Origin of the sequence: Pseudomonas sp. SWRI50, from assembly GCF_014269095.1 — a bacterium.
In the GTDB taxonomy this organism is placed as follows: Bacteria; Pseudomonadota; Gammaproteobacteria; order Pseudomonadales; family Pseudomonadaceae; genus Aquipseudomonas; species Aquipseudomonas kermanshahensis.
The window spans coordinates 72,311-95,968 of the sequence record NZ_JABWRW010000002.1; the positions used below are offsets into that span (position 1 = coordinate 72,311).

The window sequence follows — 23,658 nt, forward strand, 5'->3', positions numbered from 1 at the left end:
CTGATCCACTACCGGCCGGGCCGCTGCTTCCAGTGCCCGAGCCTGTGCCGCTATCACCAGAGCCATTACCGCCGGTTTCCGAGCCACTGTTGGTACCGTCACCTCCGGTGTTGTCCGTCCCATTGTCATCAGTACCGCCATCACCGGTACCCATGCTATCGCCTGGTGTTCCTGAGCCCGTCGCATCCCCTTGGCCGTTCATGTGCCCATTTTCGTGGGATTGTGTGCCCGGGGCGCGCTGATCGTTCAGGTCTGTGGCAGCCAAGGCAAGGGGGGCGCCCAGGCTCAGGCACAACGCGAGCAGTAATGTATGTGGTTTTGCTGGCTTCATGGCGGAACGCCTTTTCTGGTTGTTCACCCTCTATTCGGCCTGCTGATCGCCAGAGGGTGCCCGCAGAGCGACGGAAGGCCCTGCTATAGGCCGGCACTTCAACAATCTACGGCGTTTGGTCCAGTAACTTGGCATAGGCCACCAGGCGTAGGTAGCGGTCTTCGTCGATGGTCAGCGAGGTGTGCTCGAACCGCTCGATCTTGCTGTTTACGATCCCTCTCCAAGCACCATTGAGCGGCATGAATCAAAGGTTTCAGGGCGCGTCGGGATTTCTCACAAAAAGCAATGATGGCACGTTGACTCTCCCCTTAGGGGGAGACTTTAGACTCCCGGCCCTCGATAGATCTGGCCTGAAAACAGCTTTTTTGGCCCGATGACTTTATTCATTCAATGCGGCTTTTGTAGGGAAGCAATCAATGAACAATCCATTGGAATTGGACAGCGTTATCAGCAGTACACAGGAGATTCTTGCGCAGTTGCTGGTGTTGGATAAGAGCGACGTGGCAGAGCACAGCAGTCTCGTTGACGACCTCAGCGCCGACTCGCTGGACATCGTCGACCTGAGCTTCCAGCTGGGCCGTCAGTACGGTTGCACCTTGCCGAAAACCAGCGTGCTGGATCACGCGGTAGCGGTGTTCGGCGACGCCACCCGGTTTGTCGATAAAGGCCGAATCACGCAGGACGGCGTGGCCTTGCTGGAGCAGAGCCTCAGCGCTTATGCGCCGGGCCAGTTGCACGCGGGCATGCAGCCGGGCGATGTCTTTTCGGCCACCACCGTGCGTAACTGGGCGCAGCAATGCCATAACGTTTTCAACTACCTCCCCGAGACCTGCCCTGAGTGTGGCGCGGTTCATGCCCAACTCAATGAACGCAAACACGTGGTGTGTGGCGGTTGCAGTGCTCGCCTGACCCCTCTGGACGGTGACTCGATCTCGCGTCAGTTGGTTGAGCAGTACGCGGCCACCCAGTTGAAGGCTTCGGCGTAGGGGTTGCCTTGATGCAGGTCCGAGAGGTTCTGGTCACCGGCTATGGCCTGGTGGCTCCCACGGCACTGGATGCTGCCTCGCTGTTCACGACGATCAGCGAAAACCGTTCCTGCATTCGCCAGCACCCGGCGTTTGTCGAACTGGGGTTTGCAAACCCGGCGGCCGGATTTATCGATGAGCAACAATGGCAGGTCATCGCGGCGGCCTTTCCGGGCGACCTGCAGACCACCTCCCGCCAGGAATGGCTGGCGCATTACGTGGCCCGTCAGGCGCTGGCCCATGCCGAGTTGGCCGACGGCGCATTTGCCCGAGTCGCCAGCGGTATTTTCGTCGGGGCCAACAAACACTGCGTGAGCGGTGATTTGCGGGACGCCAGCCGTTACATGGACGATCAGGGGCGGGTCGATCTCGACCAGTACTTGGATAACCACACCCTCAGCGGTGGGGCGTTTGCCCGGCGGGTTGATCAGCAAACCCGCCATCTCGCCGAATGGCTGGGTATACGTGACCATATCTCCACACATTCCGATGCCTGTGCCGCCGGCACCATGGCCATCGGTAGCGCCTATCGAGCGATCGCCCGTGGCGAGATCGACCTGGCGTTGTGTGGCGCAGTGGAGTTGATGGCCCATGAGTTGTCCTACTACAGCTTTGATGGGCTGGGTGCACTCTGCCAGCGAACGGACTTTTCCCCACAAGAACAGAGCCGGCCGTTCATGCCGGAGCGCTGCGGTTTTGTGCTGAGTGAAGGGGCGGCGCTGTTGGTGCTGGAATCCCGCGAGCATGCCGAGCGTCGTCAGGCCTGTTCGCTGGGCCGGGTGCTGGGTTACGCGAATCAGTGCGAGGCAGAGAAAATCACCTCCAGCAGCCGCGACGGCAGCAAGTATGCCGCCTGCATGACGGCGGCCCTGGCCGATGCCGAACTGACCAGCGCGGCGGTGGACCATGTGAATGTTCACGGTACGTCGACACAGGCCAATGACCGTTGTGAGGCCCTGGGCCTGGCGCAGGTCTTCGGCGAAACCCTGGAGCAGATGACGTTCACCGCTAACAAATCTGCCGTAGGGCATTCGTTGGCCAGCAGTGGTGCCATTGAGGCGGTGCTGTCGTTGATGAGCATCCAGTTGGGCGTGGCCTTGCCGACCCTCAATTTTCAGCCGGAAAAAACCGAATTTCCGGAGTTGAAATTCCTTTGCGAACCGTTGCAGCAACCGATCAATGTCGTGCTTTCCAACTCCTTCGGGTTTGGTGGCGTGAACAGTTCGTTGGTGCTGGGCAGGGCATGACATGACCGAATCCAATTCAACCGCTGTTTATATCACCGCTGCGTCGGTACTCAACGCCGCCGGTACTGAATGTGCGTCTCGTGACAGTCAACCTCAGGCCGCGCAACCGCTGGATTTCGACCCGGCACGCCTGGCCCATTGTGTCGCAGCGCCCGCCTTGCCGGCGGGTGTGTACGACCGCAAATTGTCCCGCAGCCTCGAGCCTCAGGGCGCGCGCCTGCTGTATTGCGCCGGCCGTCTCGCCGAAGCCTTGCGTGGGCTGGACTTGCCCGACGAGCGGATTGCATTGACCGCTGCCATTCCGGAAGTGGATGGGCCCAGCTCGTGCTGGGATGCAGTGCAGGCCATTGGCGCACAACCGGCAGATCTGTTGGCGCAATTCTTTGCCCACACACCGCCCCTGCATGCGCTGATGATGCTCAACAGCAGCGTCATGGCCCACGTGGCTGAGGCCTTGGGTTGCAAGGGGCCCATGGGCGGGTTTTGCTCCCAGGGCAATGCAGGGCTGGATGCCTTGATGGAGGCCGCCGCCCATCTGAGCGAAGGCCGCGCCGATGCTGCCGTCGTCGTCAGTAGCAGTCCGAACATCACCCCGGCGTTGTACCTGCGTGAAGCTACTCACCCACCTGTGAACCCCAGCCCGTGGGTTTTCGGCGAAGGTGCTGCGGCACTGTTGCTGACGACCCACTCGGGCAGCGGTGCTCAATCTGTGTTGCGTATTGCCGGGTTTGCCCGTGGTTACAGCGCGCAACCCGAGCGTGGACTGGCGGTTGGTCGCGACGTCATTGAGCGTGCTTTGAGGAACGAAAAACTGTGTCTCAGCGATGTCGGGCAAGTCGTCGCCGATGTACAGGATCCGCAGATTGCGGCGTTGTTTGCCCTATCGGGGCACACCCTCGAACACTCCAAGGCGTTGCTAGGTGACTTGGGCGCCAGCGCCTTGCTCAGCGAAATCGCTGTGACCTGGGCACTGGACTGCAGCCGTTACACGCTGTTGCTCGAACATAGCCGAGGCGGGCATTGGGGCGCGGTGCTGCTGGCCAGAACGTCGTCGGACACAGAGACAATGGAGCGTTACCCATGAGCCCCACACGGATCGTGATCACGGGCATGGGCGCCGTCACCGGCTTCGGTTTCGAGTGGCAGTCCATGTGGCAAAGAATGTTGGCCGGCGAACATTGCATTCGGCCATGGCAACCGGAAGGCGTAGAGGCAGGTGCGTTCCCTGTGCGTTACGCAGCGCCCGTGGATATGGGCTTGATGCCGGCACACTTGAAAGACCATCCGGCCTGGGGGTTGTCGCTGGAAAAACGCACCCGCTTTGGTTGGCTCGCGGCCACCCAAGCCATTGCTGACAGTGGCCTGAGCCCCGAACAGCTGCGTGGCGCGGCGGTATTGTCAGCGTCCGGCGCACCTGCTCATCGTTTGCAGGACATGCTGCTCAGCCTGGCGGATGACCCGGCGCAGGCGCCGTCCTGGGCTCAATTGATGGCGCGACAGGCGCAGGTCGATCCTGACAGTTCACTGTGTCAGAGCAACGACCGCCTTGCGCGGGTGATTGCCGATGGCATCGGCAGTGAAGGCCCGGTGATCAATATCAGCAGCGCCTGCGCGGGCGCTTCCCAGGCCATCGGCAATGCATTCCAGATGATCCGTCGCGGCGAGGTCGAGCTGGCCATTGCCGGGGGCGCCGATTCGGTGCTGAGCCTGGACACCATGACCGCGCTGTATCTGCTCGGCGCCGCCAGCAGCGAACAGCGTTGGGGCACCGAACTGTGTCGGCCGTTCGACCGCCATCGCAGTGGCTTGATTGCGGGTGAAGGCGGTGGTTTTGTCGTGCTCGAAACCCTCGAACGGGCGCTGGCCCGAGGGGCAACGCCGTACGCCGAAGTGCTGGGTTTCGGCAGCAGCTTGGATGCCTACAAAATCACCGCACCCGACCCGCAGGGCCGGGGAGCGGTGCTGGCGATGCAGGCGGCCCTGACAGATGCCGGGCTGGAGCCGCAACAGATCGATCTGATCAATGCCCACGGTACGTCGACACCCCTCAACGATGCCGCCGAAACCCTGGCGATCAAAACCCTGTTCGCCGAGCGCGAACATTATCGGCGGTTGCTGGTGACGGCCAACAAGTCCCAGTTCGGCCACTTGATTGCGGCCGCCGGAGCACCGGAGTTCATGCTCACGGCCCTGGCCTGCCGGGATGATCGGGTCACGCCGACCCTGAACCTGCATGATGCCGACGAACAGTGCGACCTCGACTACTGCGCCCATCAAGCGGTCAAGCGCAAGGTCGACGTTGCCTTGAGCAACTCCTTCGGTTTCGGCGGCCTCAACACTTCACTGGCGCTGGGCAAGTACCGGGAGGCGCCGCGATGAAACAGGCGGTCGCGATTGCCGGTGCGGGTTGCGTGTTGCCCAGCGGCTGGGGTGTCGAGTCTTTCTGGGCGGCCGCGAACGAAGGGCGCAGTGCAATTACGGCGCTGAACGCCCGACGGTTCAGCAGCGAACGGGTGGTGGCGTTCGGCCAAATTCAGGACCAGGACCACCAACGCAGCCGACAAGACCTTGCGCAAAACCTTCAGCGTTACTGCACGCCGGCAGTGATCTGGGGTGTCAGCGCGGTACGTCAGGCGTTGGAAGAAGCAGGCCTGGCCAATGAACAGCCGGATGTCCGTTTCGGTTTGTATTGCTGTCAGGGCGGCTACACCCATCCGTCTCTGGAATCCTATGCCGAGTTGTTGCTCGGCTGTCGGCAAGACGGCGTCGCTGACATGGCGGCGTTCGCCAAACGGATCCTGCAAGACCGTGCCCAGGACCCTTTTCTGGTGCTCAAAGGCTTGAGCAACTGCTTGCTGGGTGTTACCAGCCTGGCGCTGAAACTGGTGGGGGAGTGCAACGCCTATATGCAAGGTGTCGCCGGCAACCTGGCAGCCTTGCGTGAGGCTACGGCCGCTTTGCAGGATGGCCGAATTGACGCGGCAATCGTTGTCGGTGCGGGCAGCGAGCTGGATGCCCTGGCGCTGTCCGGGTTGGTCCAGGCGGGGGTGATCAGCGCCAACGGCTCGAACACTCTGCTGCCGTTTGACCTTCGGGGCACCGGCGGCATTGCCGGGGAGGGCGCTGCAGCATTGGTGCTGCGCCGGCGCGAAGACCTGCCAGCCGGTCCTCAGGCGTGCCTCGCCGACATGACGGCCCATGCCACCCTCGGTCGCTTGAGCCTGCCCGACAGCGCAACTGATGTGTTGGTGTGCAGCGGCACCGGCGATGCGCACAAAGACCGCGTGTTGTGCCAGACGCTGGCCCTTGCGCGCGCCTCCCACATCACCAGCGGGTTGGCGATCAACGGCATTCTCAGCGCGGCGCCGAGCCTGGTGGATCTGATACTTGCGCGTTGCGCATTGCAGGCCCAAAGCGTGCCGCCGATCGCCGGTTTGCAGCAGCCAGTGGCGAACCTGCCGTTTATTCGGGGTGCGCCCCATGCCGCGAGCCTTGCGCATTGCCTGGTGCTGAACCGTGACGACAACGGATTCAGCGCCGCCTATCAAGTGCTCTACAGCGCACAGGTCACTCAAGACTGACGCTGACTACCGCCTCTTTTTTATCGTCAAGGGATATGACTGTCATGGATTATCGCGATTTCGTTCGGCCCAAATTCGTCGGCCTGCTCCAGGCACTGGGCCTGGAGTGTGAGTTTCAGCGCGCCCTCGGTAGCCAGTTGTTCTACCGCAACCCCAAGGGCGACATGGTCACGGTCACCGACTTTCTCGGCGGTTACGGTGCGGCACTGTTCGGCCACAACGACCCACAATTCGTCGATCAGCTATGTGCGCTGCTGCGCAGCGACGTGCCATTCAACGCACAAATGTCGATCCGCGGTGCGGCCGGGCAATTGGGGCGAGAGCTCAGCGACGCCTTCAATCGCGAACTGAAGAACACCGAACGTTATATTTCGACTTTCTCCAACAGTGGCGCGGAGGCGGTGGAAATTGCCGTCAAGCACGCGGAGTTCCGTCGCCAGAAGAGCCTGCAAAAGCAGTTCGACGACATCGATTTCACCCTGGCCAGCCTGACCGCCAGCGAACGCGCTTACCGCGAGCTAGATGTGGCCGACCTCGACCTGCCTGCGGGTGTCTTGCCGGCCACCCTGAACAGCGTGACCTTGCGTCAGGTGGTTGAAGCCGTTCGCCAACACAACCTGGCGCAGTTGCACATCGAACCGGTATTCGTCGCCCTGCGCGGCAGCTTCCACGGCAAATTGGTCAATACCGTGCAACTGACCTATGGCCGTCAGTACCGCGCGCCGTTTGCCCGTTTTGGTCTGAACGTCGAGTTCATCGACCCACAGCAGCCTCATCAGTTGCAGGAATTGCCGGCCCGGCACACGCACCATTGGTTGAGCCTGCAATGGGACGGCGAACACCTGAACGTGCTGCAACTGCCGTTCAGTGCGATTACCGCCGTGTTGATGGAACCGATTCAGGGCGAAGGCGGTATCAACGAGTTCGCGGCCGAGTTCTACCTGGGGCTGCGCAGGCTGTGTAACGAGCAACAATGCCCGCTGGTGGTCGATGAAGTGCAGTCGGGTTTTGGTCGCGCCGGGACGTTTCTTGCCAGCAGCCAGTTCAACCTGCAAGGCGACTATTACTGCCTGTCCAAGGCCCTTGGCGGCGGCTTGATGAAGATCGCCGCGACGGTGATCCGCAGCAGCCACTACGAAGGCGAGTTCAGCTACATCCACAGCTCGACCTTCGCCGAGGACGATCCGTCCTGCCATATCGCGCTGTCGGCATTGCGCCGGTTGTTCGCCAATGACGACGCGATGCTCAAAGACGTACGTACCAAGGGCGCCTACCTCAAAGCCTCGCTCAATGAACTGAAGATGGCCTATCCGGATGTGATCGCCGATGTGCGCGGGCGTGGCTTGCTGGTGGGTTTGGAATTGCACGACTTGAGTGTCAGCAGCTCGCTGGTACAGGCGTCGGCCCAGTACAACGATGCCTTGGGTTACTTGATCGCCGGTTACCTGTTGCAATTCGAAGCGTTGCGGGTAGCACCGTCAGGCAGCAATTCCAATGTGATTCGCCTGGAGCCGCCAGCCTGTATCACCTTGAGCGAAATCGACGGGCTGATCGGTGCCCTGCAACGGGTCTGCGACATGCTGCGCCGTGGCGATGCGTTGCCGTTGGCGGCAGGTATCTGCGCGGACTCGATTCCCGCCGTGCCAGTCCGTCAGGACGATTTTCGGGTGGCCGAGCCCGTTGAAAACATCGATGCCAAGGTCGAAGTCGTCGCTCGGGTAGCGTTCATCAACCACCTGATCGATGCCGATATCCTCGGTGACGTCGATCCCTCGCTGGCAGCCCTGAGCCCGGAACAAAAACGCACGTTCATCAACCGCACCAAGCCTGAACGCCGCGCTGTGCCAGTCGGCCCGGTGATCATTCGGTCGCGCCTCGGCATGGCGGTGGAGTTCACCTTGTACCCGCTGTGCTTGGATTCGGATGCCATGGCCGAGTACATCCTCAGCGGTGACCTGGACAGCATCCGCGAAGAAGTCGGCAGACGTGTCACCGATGCCCGCGCCGATGGCTGCAACATCGCCGGCCTCGGGATGTACACCTCGATCGTCACCCACAATTGTCAAGCGCTGAAGATTGCCGACATGGCGTTGACGTCCGGCAATGCCCTGACCATCGGCATGGGGCTCGAAGCCATCGAGCAAGGCTGTGTACAGCAAGGTCTGGCACTGCGCGAGCAAACTGCTGCCGTTGTCGGTGCCGCCGGTAACGTTGCGTCGACCTATGCTTCGGTGCTGTCCGCCACCGTCGATCACCTGATTCTAATTGGCAGCGGTCGTGACGGCTCGGTTCGGCGCCTGGAGAAAACTGCGCAACAGATTTACGCCGACGCGGCCCGTTCGATCCTCAAAGGCACGGCCGAACACGACCGGTTGGCGCAGCGACTGCTGACCCTTGAAGGTTTTCGTGGCTTGTTGCACTCACATGGACAAAAAGCCGACCTCGGTTTGCACATCGCCCGTCTGGTGGATGAGCGCCTTGGCGCGAACGCCTTCATCACAGTCACCAACGATCTCGACGCCCTCAAGGGCGCACGGATCGTCCTGTGCGCTGCCAATGCGCCTCAGCCGTTCCTCGGTGCCGAACATTTCGCCGAGCGCAGCGTGATTTGCGATATCGCCGTGCCGCTGAACGTCCATCAAGGCCTGCCGAGCCAACGCGAAGACGTGCTCTACATGCACGGCGGCATCGTCCAGACGCCGTTCGACGACGGCCTGGCGCCCAACGTGCGGGCCTACCTGAAAAAAGGCCAGCTGTATGCGTGCATGGCCGAGTCGGTGTTGATGGGCTTGTCTGGTATGAGCCAGCACGGTTCCTACGGCGATATCAGCCGTGAGCAAGTTCAGCAGGTCCGCGCACTCGCCGCGACCCACGGCTTCACCCTCGCGCAATTCAAAACTCAAAACTCACTTTAAGGAGCGGTCATGGCTCAGAAAATAGCTGTCGTGACTGGCGGAAGCCGCGGCATTGGCAAGTCCATCGTGCTGGCCCTGGCCGGCGCGGGTTATCAGGTTGCCTTCAGTTATGTCCGTGACGAGGCGTCAGCCGCTGCCTTGCAAGCGCAGGTCGAAGGGCTCGGCCGGGAGTGCCTGGCCGTGCAGTGTGATGTCAAGGATGCGCAGAGCATTCAGGCGTTTTTTGAACGGGTCGAGCAACGTTTCGAGCGTATCGACTTGTTGGTCAACAACGCCGGTGTTACCCGTGACGGTTTGCTCGCCACGCAATCGTTGAGCGACATCACCGAGGTCATCCAGACCAACCTGGTCGGCACGTTGTTGTGCTGTCAGCAGGTGCTGCCCTGCATGATGCGCCAACGCAGCGGGTGCATCGTCAACCTCAGTTCGGTGGCCGCGCAAAAGCCCGGCAAGGGCCAGAGCAACTACGCCGCCGCCAAAGGTGGTGTAGACGCATTGACACGCGCACTGGCGGTGGAGTTGGCGCCGCGCAACATCCGGGTCAACGCGGTGGCGCCCGGCATCGTCAGCACCGACATGAGCGAAGCCCTGGTCGGCGCCCATGAGCAGGAAATCCAGTCGCGGCTGTTGATCAAACGGTTCGCCCGGCCTGAAGAAATTGCCGACGCGGTGCTGTATCTGGCCGAGCGCGGCCTGTACGTCACGGGCGAAGTCTTGTCCGTCAACGGCGGATTGAAAATGCTATGAGCGAGGCACGCACGATTGTGATTACCGGCGCGGCCAATGGTATTGGCCGCGCCGTCGCGGAAAATTTTGCAGCACAGGCCGAGCACCTTTTGATCTTGCTTGATCGGGATCTGGCAACCTTGCAGAGGTGGGTCACCGAGGGCGAATTTGCCGCTCGCATCGAAACCCATCAAGCGAACATCGCCGATCTCGCCAGCCTGCAACTGCTGTTCAAGGGCCTGGCCAACCGGGTCGGCTTTGTCGATGTGCTGGTCAACAGCGCCGGGGTCTGCGACGAGAACGAACCCGAAGACCTCGACAACTGGCACAAGGTAATTTCGATCAACCTCAACGGCACCTTTTACGTCACCTCGTTGTGCCTGCCACTGATGGCGGATGGTGGGCGGATCGTCAACATGTCGTCGATCCTCGGCCGAGCGGGCAAGGTCCGCAACACCGCTTACTGCGCCTCCAAGCACGGCATCATCGGCATGACCAAAGCCTTGGCGCTGGACCTGGCGCCACGACGAATCACCGTCAATGCCATCCTGCCCGCCTGGATCGACACACCGATGCTGCAAGGCGAATTGGCGGCTCAAGCGCGCATCGCCGGGATCACCCCCGAGCAAATCCTGCGCAATGCCAAGAAGAAGTTGCCCCTGCGGCGCTTCATTCAGGGCGACGAAGTGGCGGCCATGGTCCGTTATCTGGCGAGCCCGCAAGCGAGTGGTGTCACGGCGCAAAGCCTGATGATCGACGGCGGTGCCGGGTTGGGAATGTAGCCATGGCTCGACTGGAATTGAACCGCGGCCTTTTGGCCGCGCTGGTCAGCCTCGGCTCGCCAGTGGCGATTGCCGAGTGGTTGCCGGCGCATCATGAAGCGGAGATCGGCGTTGCCACGGCCGTGCGTCTGCACGGTGACGACCAGGTCACGCAAAAGGCCGTGTACCTCAAGTTCAGCCTGGAGGATGCCTGGGACAGCGGCTACTACAAGGCCAAGGGCCGAGCCCGTTACGACTTCCGTTATGACGGCAACAACCCATACAGCGCGCAAGCCCGGGACGATTACCGGGCAACTGCCGATTGGCGGCACCTTTACTGGGGGCTCTACGTTGGTGACGGGGAGCTGACGGTGGGCTGGCAGCAAGTGGTGTGGGGGCGTGCAGATGAATTACGGGTGCTCGATCAGATCAACCCGCTGGATTATCGCGAGGGTGTGATCGGTCTGTTGGAAGACAGCCGCATCGCCGTGCCGATGATTCGCCTAGTGCAGCCGGTCGCCGAGTGGGAGCTGGAAGCGCTGGTGATCACTGATTTTGTGAAAAACCAGGCGCCGGCCGTCGGCAGCGAGTTCGATGCACCGATCTTTGCCACGCCCGATCCGCAGATGTTTGTGGTCGATTCGCGGCCCGGTTATGACGGTCACAGTGGCTTCGGTTACGGCGCCAGTGCCAACGGCCGGATCGGCACGGTGGATGTCAGCTTCGTTGCCCTCAACGCCCGCCAACAGGACCCGGTTTACGCCGTCGAAGGCCAGACCGAAGAGGGCCTGATTCGCCTCGAACGGCAATTCCCCCGCTATTCCATGGGCGGCGCCGGTGTGGCCATCGATGCCGGCCACAGCATCGTGGTACGCAGTGAAGTCGCCTACTTCGACAATTGGCGCGTCACCCATCCTTACCGCGCTTACGGCAGCGACCAGACGGCGATGACCAAGTCGCTGCTGGGCGTCGATTACCTATTGCGGGACTGGCTGATCTCGACGCAGTGGCAACATCAGCGGCTGCTCGACTGGCAGCCCGGTATGGTCCAGGACAAACGCGACGACCTGTTCACCGTGTCTGCCGAAGGCTCGCAGTTCCAGGATCGCCTCAAGACCCGTCTGGTTTTCGGCATGTCGCCGCCAGCGCAGGACGACAGTTTCGTTCAGGGGATCTTCACCTACAAACCGGTGGACTGGCTCAAGTTGGGGCTCGAAGTCGATGTGTTCTTCGGCAAGCCCGACCGCCAGTTCGGTGCGTACGCCAACCGCGACCAGGTGCGCTTGTCCGCCGGTTATCTGTTCTGACCACACCGGTGCGGTGTGCGAACCACTCAAACAATGAAAAGGAAATCGCGATGTTGCCCATCTTCAAGACCCTGACGGTAAGCGCACTGCTGCTGAGCGCCGCTGCCACCCTGGCAGCTGAAACACGCACGGCCGACGACATCATTCGCCAGGCCCGGGACCGCGATGACGGCAAGAGCTTCATGTCCCAGGTGTCCCTGATCCTGATCGACAAGCAAGGTAACAGCCGCATCCGCGAGTTCAGCTACCTGCAAAAGGATTACCCGGACAGCGACAAATTCACCATGTATTTCTCCGCGCCGAGTGATGTGCGTGACGTCGCCTTCCACATCGAAAACCCGCGCGAGTCCCTGGGCCTCGAAGACAGCCAATGGATGTATTTGCCGGTCAGCCGACAGACCCGAAGGATTTCCACCACCGACAAACGCGGGGCGTTCATGGGTAGCGACTACTCCTATGCCGACCTCGACAAGATTCGCGCCGAAGACTATCGCCAAACGCTGGTTGGCGAAGAGCAGTTGCAGGGCCGCGATTGCTACGTGATCGAGCGTGAGCCGGCGACGCCTGCCGTTCTGGCCAAGACCGGCTACAACAAGCTCAAGGTCTGGGTTGATAAGAAGAACTCACTGGTATTACGCCAGGACTTCTTCGATGTAAAAGGCGTGATGTTCAAGCAGATGCGCACCCTGAAGACTGAAACCATCGACCAGATCGACAGCATTACCCTCAGCGAAACCGAGGACTTCATCGCCGGTACGCGCTCTCAGCTGCGCTTCAACCAGTTGCAGTACAACGTCGCGCTGGACGACCGCCTGTTCACGCAGACCGCGATCAAGCGGGGGCTGAAAGCCGGCGACTTGCCGGAATACGCCGTGTCTGCCCGCTAAGCGCCGCTCTCGATTCATCTGGAACCTTCATTCATGGAAAGATACCTGAACTTCGTCGAGCGCTATGCGCGGGCAATTGTGTTCGTGCTGGTGGCGATCACCGCCTACTTCACCTACACCCTCGGCGCGCTGATGTCGGACACCAATCCGTATCTGCTCAAGGACACTCACCCGGCGCGCAAGACGATCATTGATTTGCAGCGTGAGTTCACCGGCACGTATGACTCGGTCATGGTGGCGCTGAGCAACCCGGAGAGTGTCTTCAACACCACGTCGCTGAACGCCCAGTTCGAGCTGTCCCAGGCCATACGCCAGTTGATGCTGGCGAACGATGAGGACCGTGTCGAACTGCAGCGCATCGTCGGCCTCCACAGTGGCGACCCTGATGCCCAGGGTTTGCTGGTGCAGATCCTCGCCGAGGGTTTTTCGCAGAACGATTACGCTGCCGCCAAAGCGCTGCGCGACCATGGGATTGCCCGGCACTGGGACAGCCATGACCTGCAGTTCCTGAGCTTTCTTGCCGAGCGGCTCAACCCGATCCAGGAAATGGCCTCGATGGCTGACTTGGAAAACATCAGCTTGAGTGCCGATGGCGAGTTGTGGATCCACAAGACCCTGCACGCGCTGGATATGGACCCGATCAAGGTTGAAGCGCAGATCATGGGCAATGAGCAGATGGTCGGTGGCGTCGTTTCGGCGGACAAGAAAGTCGCCATGGTCGTCGCCGAACTGGGCACCAAACAGGACGACGCTCAGGCCCAGTTGCGTGCCTATCACCAGGTCCGTGAGATCATCGCGAAGTACCAGGCCGCTCACCCGGAGTTCACCGATGAGGTGTTTATCGCCGGCATGCCGATCTTCATCGCGGCCCAGCAGGAAATCATCGATCACGACCTGGCGATGCTGTTCCCGATCGTGTTCCTGTTGGTGACCTCTCTGCTGGTTTTCTTCTTTCGCAAACCACTTGGCGTGGTGCTGCCGCTGTTCAATATCCTGTTCTGCACCATCTGGACCCTTGGCCTGATGGCGTTGCTGCGTGTGCCGATGGACTTGCTCACCAGTGTCTTGCCGGTGTTCCTGTTCACCATCTGTTGTGCCGACGCGATCCACGTCATGGCCGAGTATTACGAACAGCTCAATTCGGGTAAGTCGTTCCGCGAAGCCAACCGTGAAACCCAGCGCCTGATGGTCACGCCCGTGGTTCTGACAACGGTCACGACTATTGCGACGTTCTTGATTTCCACTACCAACAACATTGTCAGCATCCGCAACTTTGGCGTGTTCATGTCCATCGGCCTGACCGCGGCGCTGATCATCTCGTTGCTACTGATTCCGGCGTGGATTTCGATCTGGGGCAAAGATGCCGTACCGCGCAAAGTGCAACTCAAAGAGTCGCTGATCTCCCACTATCTGGTGGTGTTCTGTGCCTGGCTGATTCGCTGGCGCAAGCCTGTATTGCTGGTGACCCTGCCGTTGTTGGCGATGATGACGGTGTTCACGTTCAAGGTAGATATCGAAGACTCGGGCATTGCCTACTTCAAGAAGGACAGCCCGGTGCGGATGTCCGACGAGTTCATCAACCGGGCCGGAGTCGCGGGTACATCCCCGGGCTGGATCGCTTTCGACACCAAGACTCCGCGTGGCGCGCTGACCACTGAAACCGTGCAGTTCCTCGAGCGTCTGGACCAGTTCATCAAGGCCCAGCCGAACGTGAGTTACACCTATTCGGTGGCGACCTACATCAAGCGCATGAACCTCGTGCTCAACGACATGAACCCTGCTTTCCTGCGGGTGCCGCAGGCAGTGGAGCAGGTGACGGTGGTCGATGATGACGGGAACCCGGAGACCTTCGATGTCGACGGCAACTCGCTCATCGAGCAACACATCATGATGTTCGAGAACGGTGGCGGCACCGACTTGCAGAACGTGCTCAATGCCGATTACTCGAAGGCGGTGACGCTGTTTACCATGACCTCCTCTGTGGCGGGCGATTACCAGGCGATGCTCGATAAACTGGACGCCTGGCTGGTCATCAACAAACCGGCCAACCTGCACGTCACCCATGCCGGTACGCCGTACATATGGACCGGGGTGTTGCAGGAAATCACCCAAGGTCAGGTGCTGAGCTTCTCGCTGGCGTTGCTGGCCGTGACCTTGATGATGATGTTCTGGCTCAAGTCAGTACGCCTGGGTATCCTCGGCATGCTGACGTTGCTCACCACGTCGGTGACGGTGTACGGCAGCATGTACCTGTTGGATATCGAGTTGAACATCGGTACCACACTGGTGACGTTCCTGGTGGTGGGCGTCGTGGATTACGCCGTTCACCTGTTGTCACGGATCAAGATGCTGGTGCACAAGGGCATCGAGATCGACGAGGCCATCCTGGCGGCCATGCAGGGCGTCGGGCGCTCGACGGTGGTCAACGTCGTGATCTTCTCGATGGGCTTTGTCGCGCTGCTGTTCTCCGCCTACAAACCCGTCATTGACTTGGGTGTATTGGTAATACTGGCGCTGTCATCCAGCGGCTTCATGACCATTTTGTTGGTCACGCTGATTTCGCCGTGGTTCTTTGCCTCGATTGTGCCGCAGCCAGCCGTGCAAGAGGGCGAGCAGCCGGGGGGTGAGACGGTGCCAGGGTAAATCGCCGGGGCGCCTGCGTGCTGAAAACGGCGCGGGGCGCCATGGCCGTTCAGGGGCGGCGGTGCGGATTCAGCGGGCTTTTGCCAAGTGTTCGAACTGGCATTGCATCTGAGCATCTTTGAGGCTCAGCTCAAACTCAACCAAGCCGTCATGCACTTGCTGCAAGGCCTGGATCTGCCCCATCAATTCCTGCTTTTTGTTATCGATGGCCTGCATGGCCAGATCCCAGGGCAGCTCCTGGCCGCGATGATCCTGCAGAATGGCCTGCATTTCCTTGAGCTTGAAACCGAGTTGCTGAGCGCATTTGATGAAGGTCAGCAGCTCTACGCTTTGCTGGCTGTAGATGCGGTACTTGCCTTCGCGTTGCGGAGGGGGCAACAGGCCTATTTCTTCGTAATGTCGAATGCTTTTGACGGTGGTGCCCGACAGCTGGGCGGCTTTGCCGATGTACATGAAAATCCCTTTTTTTGACGCATCAGAAGCGAAAAGATGTCGCGCGCTCGTGCAGGCGCGCGACATCTTTGCACAAGCGTCAAGGGGGGGGGAAGCCAAGTTGAACAAGGTGTCACAGCAGGGAGGCTCGGTTGCGCAGCGCAGGGGCACGGCCCGACCGGGCCGATCAGCGGCTGGCGACTGCCTGGACTTGTTTGAGCCAGGCTTCACGCTGTTCCGGCTTGGAGCCCAATACCGGACCGAAGGTCAGGGTTTTCAGGGGTTTTATGCCGCAGAACTCTAGGGTGGTCTTGCGCATTTGGTGCAGGCCCGGCATGCGATACACCCACCGGTAGTACCACGGCGGCGTGTCCATGGTCACCAGAAGGTGAGCCGTGCGGCCCTTGAGCAGCTTATCCGGGAAGGGCGAGCCCTTGCGGTACTTGAAGGCAAAACCTGGCAGAAACACGCGGTCGAAAAACCCCTTGAGCAACGCCGGAATGCCGCCCCACCAGATCGGGTACACCAATGTCAGGTGTTCGGCCCAGGTAATGTCGTTCTGTGCGTCGATCAAATCGGGCTCAAGCAACTGGATCTGGTTATAGCCATCGTGCAAGACTGGATCGAAATCCAGGGTGTCCAGGCGCAGCAGGCGCACCTCATGGCCTGCTTGCGTGGCGGCCTCGACATAACGTTCGGACACAGCGCCGCAAAAGCTGTCGTTCGAAGGGTGGCCGAGGATTACGAGCATGCGTTTGCTCTTCATGACGAACTCCACATAATGAAGTGCCAAGGGTAAAGTCTGCCCCTAACGGTAGAGTCAAGCCTTGCCGGTTAGCGGTAGAGGCAAACAGTCCAGCAGCGCTCGGGTGTAACCCGGCAAACCGTCGAATCAGCGGGCGCAGATCACCACACTAACGGGTGGCGATCGCGCAGCGGGAAAGCCCAGAAGTCAGCCGTTGCCGGGTGCTGGGTGACTTGTTTGGAGTTTCCCTAAAGAATGTCAGGGTCGCCAAAAAAAATTTGGAAATCCATATAAATCAAAAGGTTATGAATGGGGAGTTGGTTTTGTATCCCCAGATGTACGCTTTTTTACAGCTGCTACGAGTGGATTACAGTGGACGCACCGAAGGGGGGGGGCCGCTGTCAAACGTGCAATCCCTCACCCAGTCGCGCAGCCTATGCTTTGGGCTCACCCCAGTCGCTACGCGTCGCAGCAGTCAGTGGGTGGGATGCACACGTTTTCCACTGAGGCCTGAACCAGAAAGCCGACATTTCCTGAGAAAGCCGGCTTTCTGGTTTCAGGGGACAACCTGAATGGTCAGACGATGAAGTTCACCAATCGGTTAGGCACTACGATCATCCTTCCTGCGCTTTCCAGATATTTGCTCAACACAGGATCGGACAGCGCCTGGTCACGGATTGTGTCATGGTCGGCATCGGCCTGGACCAGAATCTCCCCCCGTAGCTTGCCATTGACCTGTACCATCAACTTCACTTCGTCCTGCCTTAAGGCGTCGCTGTCCGGGGTCGGCCAGGCACTGTCGTAGATCGCGCCGGGGAATCCTAATGCCTCCCAGAGAACCTGGGAGATATGTGGCGTCACAGGTTGCAGCACCTGCAAGAGAATGGCCATGGTTTCCCGGCAGACCTGGTGACCAACGCTGCGGGCACTCTCCAGTACCTTGAGCATCTTCATTGCACCCGATACGACGGTATTGTATTGCAGACGCTCATAATCGTTATTGATTTGCTTCAACAAGTCATGGGTCATGAAGCGCACACGGCTGGCTTCTGTGGCGTCTGCCGCCTGGCCGTCACTTTCGCTCCAGCGTGCCTGCTCATCAACGGCAAAGCTCCAGAGACGGCGCAGGAAGCGATAAGCCCCTTCGACACCGGTGTCGCTCCAGATCGTGCTTTGATCAGGGGGGCCGGCGAAGATGGTGAACAACCGGGCGGTGTCCGCACCAAACCGGTCGATGATGTCCTTGGGCTCGACCACGTTGTTCTTCGACTTGGACATCTTCTCCACGCCACCCAGGGTGACAGGCAAGCCATCTTCGATCGCTGTCGCGCTGACCGGACGGCCTTTTTCATCGTATTGAACCGATACTTCGCAGGGGTAGAACCATCGTCGGCTACCGTCCTGCGCCTTGCGGTAATAACTTTCCCGCAGCAGCATGCCCTGAGTGAACAGATTCTTGAATGGTTCACTGAAGTCCACCAATCCCTCGTCGCGCATCGCCCTTGTCCAGAACCTGGCGTAGAGTAAGTGCAGCACCGCATGCTCGATGCCGCCGATGTACTGGTCGATGGGCATCCAGTATCGGTTGCCAGGCCCTACCATCGAAGTGTGGCAGTCGGGATCGCAGTAGCGCATGAAATACCAGCTCGAGTCGACGAAGGTGTCCATTGTGTCCGTTTCCCGTTGCGCGGGTGCTGCACAACGAGGGCACGCGACGAGGCGGAACGATTCACGCCGCAGCAACGGATTGCCGCTTCCGTCGGGAATGCAATCGGTCGGCAATATTACCGGCAGGTCTGCGTAAGGTACTGGTACATCGCCACAGTATTCGCAATGAATGATCGGAATCGGAGTTCCCCAGTATCGTTGCCGGGAGATTCCCCAGTCACGCAGGCGCCACGTGGTGGCTTGCTCGCCACGCCCACGCTCGGCCAGGGCGTCAACGATTGCCAGGGCAGCTTGCTCCACCGTGAGACCATCATAGACGCCAGAGTTGATCAGGCGACCTTCCTGGCTGCCGTAGCGATCCGACCAGGCTGCAGGGTCATAAGGAGCCCCGTCGAGCGCGATGACGGGGTGTACGGGCAAGCCATACTGACGGGCAAAATCGAAATCGCGCTCATCATGGGCCGGCACCCCCATCAAGGCGCCTTCCCCATACTCACCAACCACATAATTGGTGATCCACACGGCGACCGGTTCGCCGGTCAATGGATGCTCGACGTGCAAGCCGCTCGGGATACCGAGCTTCGCCTGCGCGCCGGCGGCGGGGCTGGTCTGTGCCGCCTGTCGACACGCCTGCACCTGCGGCTCGAGCCCTGGATCGAGCGCCGTGGCACGCTTGGCCAGCGGATGATCAGGTGAAACGGCACAAAACGTCACACCCATCAGCGTATCGACGCGCGTCGTGAACACCCACAGCTTGCCTGCGTCGATCAACTGCCCGTTTGCGTCTTCGACAGTGTGGACAAAGGCCAGGCGGACTCCACTGGCCTTGCCAATCCAGTTGCGCTGCATGCTGCGGACCATGTCCGGCCAACCCTCCAGGGTATCGATGGCCGACAGCAGTTCCTCTCCATACTGCGTGATGCGCAGGTAGTAGCCGGGAATCTCGCGTTTCTCGACGAGCGCTCCGGATCGCCAACCCCGGCCATCCACCACTTGCTCGTTGGCCAGCACGGTTTGGTCGACGGGGTCCCAGTTGACGATCTGGGTCTTCTTGTAGGCCACGCCCTTTTCCAGCAACTTCAAGAAAAACCACTGGTTCCATTTGTAGTATTCGGGATCGCAGGTGGCGATTTCTCGTGACCAGTCGAAAGCCAGTCCTAGCGGCTGCATCTGCGACTTCATGTCGGCGATGTTCATCCGTGTCCACTGAGCGGGTGATACGCCCGACTGCATCGCGGCGTTTTCTGCCGGTAGGCCGAACGCATCCCATCCCATCGGCATCAGGACGTTGTAGCCCTTCATCCGCATGTGACGGGCCAACATGTCATTGATCGTGTAGTTGCGCACATGCCCCATGTGCAACTTTCCGGAAGGGTAGGGCAGCATGGAACAGGCATAGAACTTTGGCCGGCTTTCGTCCTGGACAGCCTTGAATACTTCATCGCGAAGCCATTTGGCCTGAGCCGTGCTTTCAACCCAGGCAGGATCATACTGCTGTCGCATAGGGGGTCCTCGATATTGTTGGAGCTGGACGACGATAAATCGCCCGGCTCATATGTTCTTGTAAGATATCGCTCGGCCTGTTGAACATCGCTTGCCGCAAGTGTAAGCGCTTACGGTAATCTGGCAGGGATTAGGTTTGAAAAGTTTTTTCCTTTTTGCGCCCTCCCGCCAACCAGCCACGGGGCCACACGCTGAAAGCCCGAGGCGGCTTGTATTTGGCTTTAAGCGACCGTAACAGACTGCCGTGAGTAATCAAGCAGAAATCGGGTTGGAAGTGCTGCATATACTGTGGGATCTTATCCCACGGAACTGTAGGAAAAATATGATGGGCGCCATGGTAGTTGAAGTTCATCAGGCACACTCGCTCGAAAAAGAGTGGCACTTTCACGTTTCTCGCAAACAGCGAATCATTGATGGGCGTCTGGTAGTGGGCAAAACTGTCCAGCACAGTGAGAATGAATGCTCTGAGTAAGTAGAGGATCACCAATATCCACCAGTTGGCGCCATACAGAAAAGCACTGCAAGCTAACAGCAGCAAGGTGCACGCGCCTTCGGTGCGCAGTGCGCTCAATTTTTTATTGCGCAGGGTGATGGACAGCGCGCAATGGTCCGACGGCACCACTGTCGAGCCGTAGATGAGGCTCGTCAGCGGGTAGATAAAACGGGGCGGCAGGAAGCAGACGATTGCGGTCAGCACGAAGTCGTGCCAGTAAGCACCAAACAATTTGCGATAGTAATAATTGACGACCTTGCGCGTCGATCGGCGCGGGGCGATATAGATCTCGTCGCAATCATGCTCGGTACGATTGACGCGGTGATGCCGCAGATGATCGAAGCGTTGCAAGTCATAGGCGATGCCCATGAACACCGCCATCACCTGGCCCATACGCCGGTTCCTCCGGGGGGCAGGGTGCAGCAATCCGTGTATCGCCTCATGCACCATGACGCCGGTGGTCGAAGAGAACAACAGGGTGGGTAGCAGGGTCAGCGTGAACCAGGGGTTTGTAGAGATCAACAGGGGAGCGATGAGAAACTGGTAGCCGTTGACCAGTACAAGAAATGCAAAGATCAAGTTGTTGGTCGTGACATCGATATCGTCGAAGTCGCGGGTTTTGACCAGGGTCGGATTGCCACGATACAAACGCTCGTACAGGTCCTGCGTCAGTGTTTCGCTCATGCTGAATGCACCTCTTCCTTTTGATGTCTGAAACGAGCCTCCTGGCTCAACTTCTTCGTGGTGATGAAACCTGTGGAGCCTTGGCTTCCCGGCCCCACAACCAGCAGACGCCTCCGAGCAGCAGACCCAGCAGTCCGTAGAGGCTCCAGCTCAGCGTGAACCCAGCGCTGGAGTTCAACGAGGCGCCCAATCCCACCGAGACCATTCTGGCGAGCGCGAGCAGGATGGGAATTAGCGAAAAGAGGCTGGCCTGGGTTTGCAATGATGTCTTTTGGGAAATCAACGCGGTGATATGGGTGATGCCGAGAATCTCACCCATCGTCCAGAAGAAAACGAACGTCAGAATCAACGCGGTATGCTCGAAAAACGCGTAGGCGCCAAATCCGATACCGTAGAAGATTCCTGCCGCGGCCAGGTTGGCGAGCGTGCTGAATCGGGAGGTTAACGCGATCAGAGGCTGCGTGATCAGGATGACCAGCAACGCGTTGACGATCCCCACGGCAGCGAAGATGCTCGCGGCACGGTCAACGGCTATTACATCGAGCCACAACGGTAGCTGATACTCACGCTGCGCATCCAACACCGACAAAGCGAAAAACATTGCGCCGGCGACGATCACGATCCTCGGTATGTCGACCATGTTGCGCAAGATTCTGCGTCGTGCCTGTGGCGTATGAACCTGTCGCTCAGGCAGCACCAGGAAAAGACTCGCAAGGAAACACGCAATGCTGACGCCGGCGGCGAATACCATCAGGTAATGACTATGCAGGCCGAGCAGATACCCACCGATGACAAACAGCAGCGCGGCGCCCAAGTTGCTGGCCAGGTGAAGGTAGCCGAAGGATGCAATGCGGTTGCCATCGTCCGCCGCCAGCGAGGTCAGCATGCTGAACACTGGCGTGATCACGCCTGCGCATAGCATGAACATCAGCACCATGGCAATGGACGTGGTCGGCGTGTTGAACACCATCGCGAGCAGCAGAAAGACCGACGAGCACAATGATGTGCCCAGTAACAGTGAGCGAAAGGAGCAGCGACTGGCCAAGGCCCCACCCAACAAGTTGCCCGTCAAGTAGAACGCCGATACCAGCGTTATCACCAGCGCCACTGCCGAGCCATCGAGATGGTAGTGACGGTTGAAAAACAGCGCTGCGAATGGCCCCAACGCGTTCGCCATGACGAAAAGCAGACGAAGCAGGATGATGTTGCGCATCGCCGTCGTCAGCCCCGCGTCCTTGAAGAGCTTGTTCACTTGAGGATCACCTCGGTGTCACGAACGCGCGCAGTGCTCGCTGCACGGCATTCGTGCGCCGTATCTGCCTGGGTGATGATGAACGCAGCTCGATCAAGAAAGGCATCCGGCGGCAGCTTCAAGGTGCGGCCGGAGGCGGCCTCGACGACCAATTGCGACCTGACGCCTGCGGGCAGTGCGGGCAGTGCGGCATGCACCTTGACCAATACCCCCGCGTGGGGCGGGTAGATGAAGTCGATGGCGGCCACCCGGTGGCGCGTCGGTCGCAGGTCCAGCGGTACATCCCGGAAACTGTCCACCAGCAGCTTGAACAGATCCAGGCCGCTGGCCAGCTCTACCAGCTTCAGGATCTGATCACCACCGGCCCGGGTCGCAAGTTCAATGACCTTCGCACCATCCTTGCCCAGGCGGATTTCCGTATGGGTGATTCCCCACTGCACAGCCAGCGCCTGATGGGCGGCAACCACCAAGGCCGCAACCGCCGGCGGCAGATCCTGCCCACCCGGCTCGAAAGAGACCAGGTGACCAACCTCCTCGAAGTAAGGTGCCGGACCGAGACGTTTCTGCGTCACGGCAACAATATTGACGCGACCTTGGGCCACCACACTTTCGACACTGATTTCCGGGCCATCGACATAGGCTTCCACCAATGTCTCGTCCATGATCGCGCTGCTGGTACGTACCTGTTTTTCGCTAGCGTGCCTGGCCGCGATAGCCGCGAGCAGTGCCTGCTCGGTGTCCGCCAGCACCACGCCGATGCTGCCTGCCAGTTTTCTTGGCTTGATGACCACCGGGAAACCGATTGCCCGTGCGGCCGCGACAATCTCCGCATCCGTCAGGGCGAGCAATGAGGCGGGAGAAGACACGCCGTGCCGGGCGAACGCTTCGCGCATCAGGCGTTTGTCCCGGCTCACCCGGGCGGTATCCAGCGTATGCTCGACATGCCTGACGCTCAAGTCGGTCAGCCCTGAGTTCTGCGCAAGTTGCCAGGAGGGATTACCAATTTCGACCGTCCTGGCAGTATTGATGTATTGGTTCTTCAAATTAGACATAAACCTTCCATTTGCTTGGTTCAAGCTCGATAAAAGTTGTCTTTGCGAATACGTCGAGCGCTGCCTCGGGTATCCTTATGGGGGCGCAGTGAAGAAACTGACCTGAGTTTCAGTCGTTGACCACAGTTGTAGTAGCTCAGTAGCCGGTGCTCAGTGCGATTAAATATGGCCAAAACCAAATTTTGATGTCAAGCATTTATTTCGGACAAGTAAATCGAGCTGTCAATAGTCGCGTCAAAGGCAACTATCCTTGAATTATCTAATCCTGGGGCGGTGCTGGCGGCTTCAGCGCCTAAGCGTCTCGCCTCGAACCGAAATCCGATTCATAGTTTCGCTCATTGGAGGCGGTGATCGATCTGTTTAAAGGTGGCGACTGAGTTGTAGGAAAAATCGTCGGAGTGCATTG

Annotated in this window: 18 protein-coding genes; 11 read left to right on the forward strand and 7 right to left on the reverse strand. The window is 59.7% G+C overall.

From position 1 onward, the window contains the following. Positions 1 to 437 precede the first annotated feature (437 nt). Positions 438 to 572, reverse strand: a complete 135-nt coding sequence (locus HU750_RS27295; RefSeq protein ID WP_273029039.1) for a hypothetical protein — start codon at positions 570 to 572, stop codon at positions 438 to 440. Positions 573 to 747: 175 nt separating this feature from the next. Here HU750_RS27295 and HU750_RS02500 point away from each other — a divergent pair, with 175 nt between their 5' ends. From HU750_RS02500 to HU750_RS02550, 11 genes are all read left to right on the forward strand, one after another. Then, positions 748 to 1,317: an acyl carrier protein gene (locus tag HU750_RS02500; RefSeq protein ID WP_186676347.1), complete on the forward strand. Its 570-nt coding sequence runs from the start codon at positions 748 to 750 to the stop codon at positions 1,315 to 1,317. A gap of 11 nt (positions 1,318 to 1,328) precedes the next feature. Then, positions 1,329 to 2,603, forward strand: coding sequence for a beta-ketoacyl-[acyl-carrier-protein] synthase family protein (locus HU750_RS02505; RefSeq protein WP_186676349.1), 1,275 nt, complete (start codon positions 1,329 to 1,331; stop codon positions 2,601 to 2,603). A gap of 157 nt (positions 2,604 to 2,760) precedes the next feature. After that, positions 2,761 to 3,687, forward strand: a complete 927-nt coding sequence (locus HU750_RS02510) for a beta-ketoacyl-[acyl-carrier-protein] synthase family protein (protein WP_186676938.1) — start codon at positions 2,761 to 2,763, stop codon at positions 3,685 to 3,687. Beyond that, complete coding sequence (locus tag HU750_RS02515) at positions 3,684 to 4,982, forward strand: beta-ketoacyl-[acyl-carrier-protein] synthase family protein (protein ID WP_186676351.1); 1,299 nt, start codon at positions 3,684 to 3,686, stop codon at positions 4,980 to 4,982. Before HU750_RS02510 ends, HU750_RS02515 begins: the two co-directional genes overlap by 4 nt. Then, complete coding sequence (locus HU750_RS02520) at positions 4,979 to 6,184, forward strand: beta-ketoacyl synthase N-terminal-like domain-containing protein (RefSeq protein ID WP_186676353.1); 1,206 nt, start codon at positions 4,979 to 4,981, stop codon at positions 6,182 to 6,184. The genes HU750_RS02515 and HU750_RS02520 overlap by 4 nt, the downstream gene beginning before the upstream one ends. A gap of 44 nt (positions 6,185 to 6,228) precedes the next feature. Further along, a complete protein-coding gene (locus HU750_RS02525; RefSeq protein ID WP_186676357.1) occupies positions 6,229 to 9,099 on the forward strand; it encodes an aminotransferase class III-fold pyridoxal phosphate-dependent enzyme in 2,871 nt (956 codons plus the stop codon). Positions 9,100 to 9,108: 9 nt separating this feature from the next. Next, a complete protein-coding gene (locus HU750_RS02530) occupies positions 9,109 to 9,846 on the forward strand; it encodes an SDR family NAD(P)-dependent oxidoreductase (protein ID WP_186676359.1) in 738 nt (245 codons plus the stop codon). After that, on the forward strand, positions 9,843 to 10,607 hold the full coding sequence (locus HU750_RS02535; protein WP_186676361.1) for an SDR family NAD(P)-dependent oxidoreductase: 765 nt from the start codon (positions 9,843 to 9,845) through the stop codon (positions 10,605 to 10,607). Before HU750_RS02530 ends, HU750_RS02535 begins: the two co-directional genes overlap by 4 nt. A 2-nt stretch (positions 10,608 to 10,609) precedes the next feature. Next, on the forward strand, positions 10,610 to 11,893 hold the full coding sequence (locus tag HU750_RS02540) for a DUF1302 family protein (protein ID WP_186676363.1): 1,284 nt from the start codon (positions 10,610 to 10,612) through the stop codon (positions 11,891 to 11,893). Positions 11,894 to 11,943: 50 nt separating this feature from the next. Beyond that, positions 11,944 to 12,780, forward strand: coding sequence for an outer membrane lipoprotein-sorting protein (locus HU750_RS02545; protein WP_186676365.1), 837 nt, complete (start codon positions 11,944 to 11,946; stop codon positions 12,778 to 12,780). A 33-nt stretch (positions 12,781 to 12,813) separates the two neighbouring features. Then, entirely contained in the window at positions 12,814 to 15,423 is a 2,610-nt protein-coding gene (locus HU750_RS02550) for an efflux RND transporter permease subunit (protein ID WP_186676379.1), read from the forward strand. Between the two features lie 69 nt (positions 15,424 to 15,492). Here HU750_RS02550 and HU750_RS02555 read toward each other — a convergent pair whose 3' ends face one another. The 6 genes from HU750_RS02555 to HU750_RS02580 all read right to left on the reverse strand — a co-directional run bounded on the left by HU750_RS02555 (position 15,493) and on the right by HU750_RS02580 (position 23,252). Further along, positions 15,493 to 15,876, reverse strand: a complete 384-nt coding sequence (locus tag HU750_RS02555) for a MerR family transcriptional regulator (RefSeq protein ID WP_186676940.1) — start codon at positions 15,874 to 15,876, stop codon at positions 15,493 to 15,495. A gap of 166 nt (positions 15,877 to 16,042) precedes the next feature. Next, on the reverse strand, positions 16,043 to 16,621 hold the full coding sequence (locus HU750_RS02560; protein WP_186676384.1) for an NAD(P)H-dependent oxidoreductase: 579 nt from the start codon (positions 16,619 to 16,621) through the stop codon (positions 16,043 to 16,045). A 555-nt stretch (positions 16,622 to 17,176) separates the two neighbouring features. After that, positions 17,177 to 19,771, reverse strand: a complete 2,595-nt coding sequence (gene leuS, locus HU750_RS02565) for a leucine--tRNA ligase (RefSeq protein WP_186676398.1) — start codon at positions 19,769 to 19,771, stop codon at positions 17,177 to 17,179. A gap of 130 nt (positions 19,772 to 19,901) precedes the next feature. After that, entirely contained in the window at positions 19,902 to 20,948 is a 1,047-nt protein-coding gene (locus HU750_RS02570; protein WP_186676401.1) for a fatty acid desaturase family protein, read from the reverse strand. Between the two features lie 46 nt (positions 20,949 to 20,994). After that, positions 20,995 to 22,200, reverse strand: coding sequence for an MFS transporter (locus HU750_RS02575; RefSeq protein ID WP_339550404.1), 1,206 nt, complete (start codon positions 22,198 to 22,200; stop codon positions 20,995 to 20,997). After that, complete coding sequence (locus tag HU750_RS02580; RefSeq protein WP_186676403.1) at positions 22,197 to 23,252, reverse strand: ATP-grasp domain-containing protein; 1,056 nt, start codon at positions 23,250 to 23,252, stop codon at positions 22,197 to 22,199. The genes HU750_RS02575 and HU750_RS02580 overlap by 4 nt, the downstream gene beginning before the upstream one ends. Positions 23,253 to 23,658 lie beyond the last annotated feature (406 nt).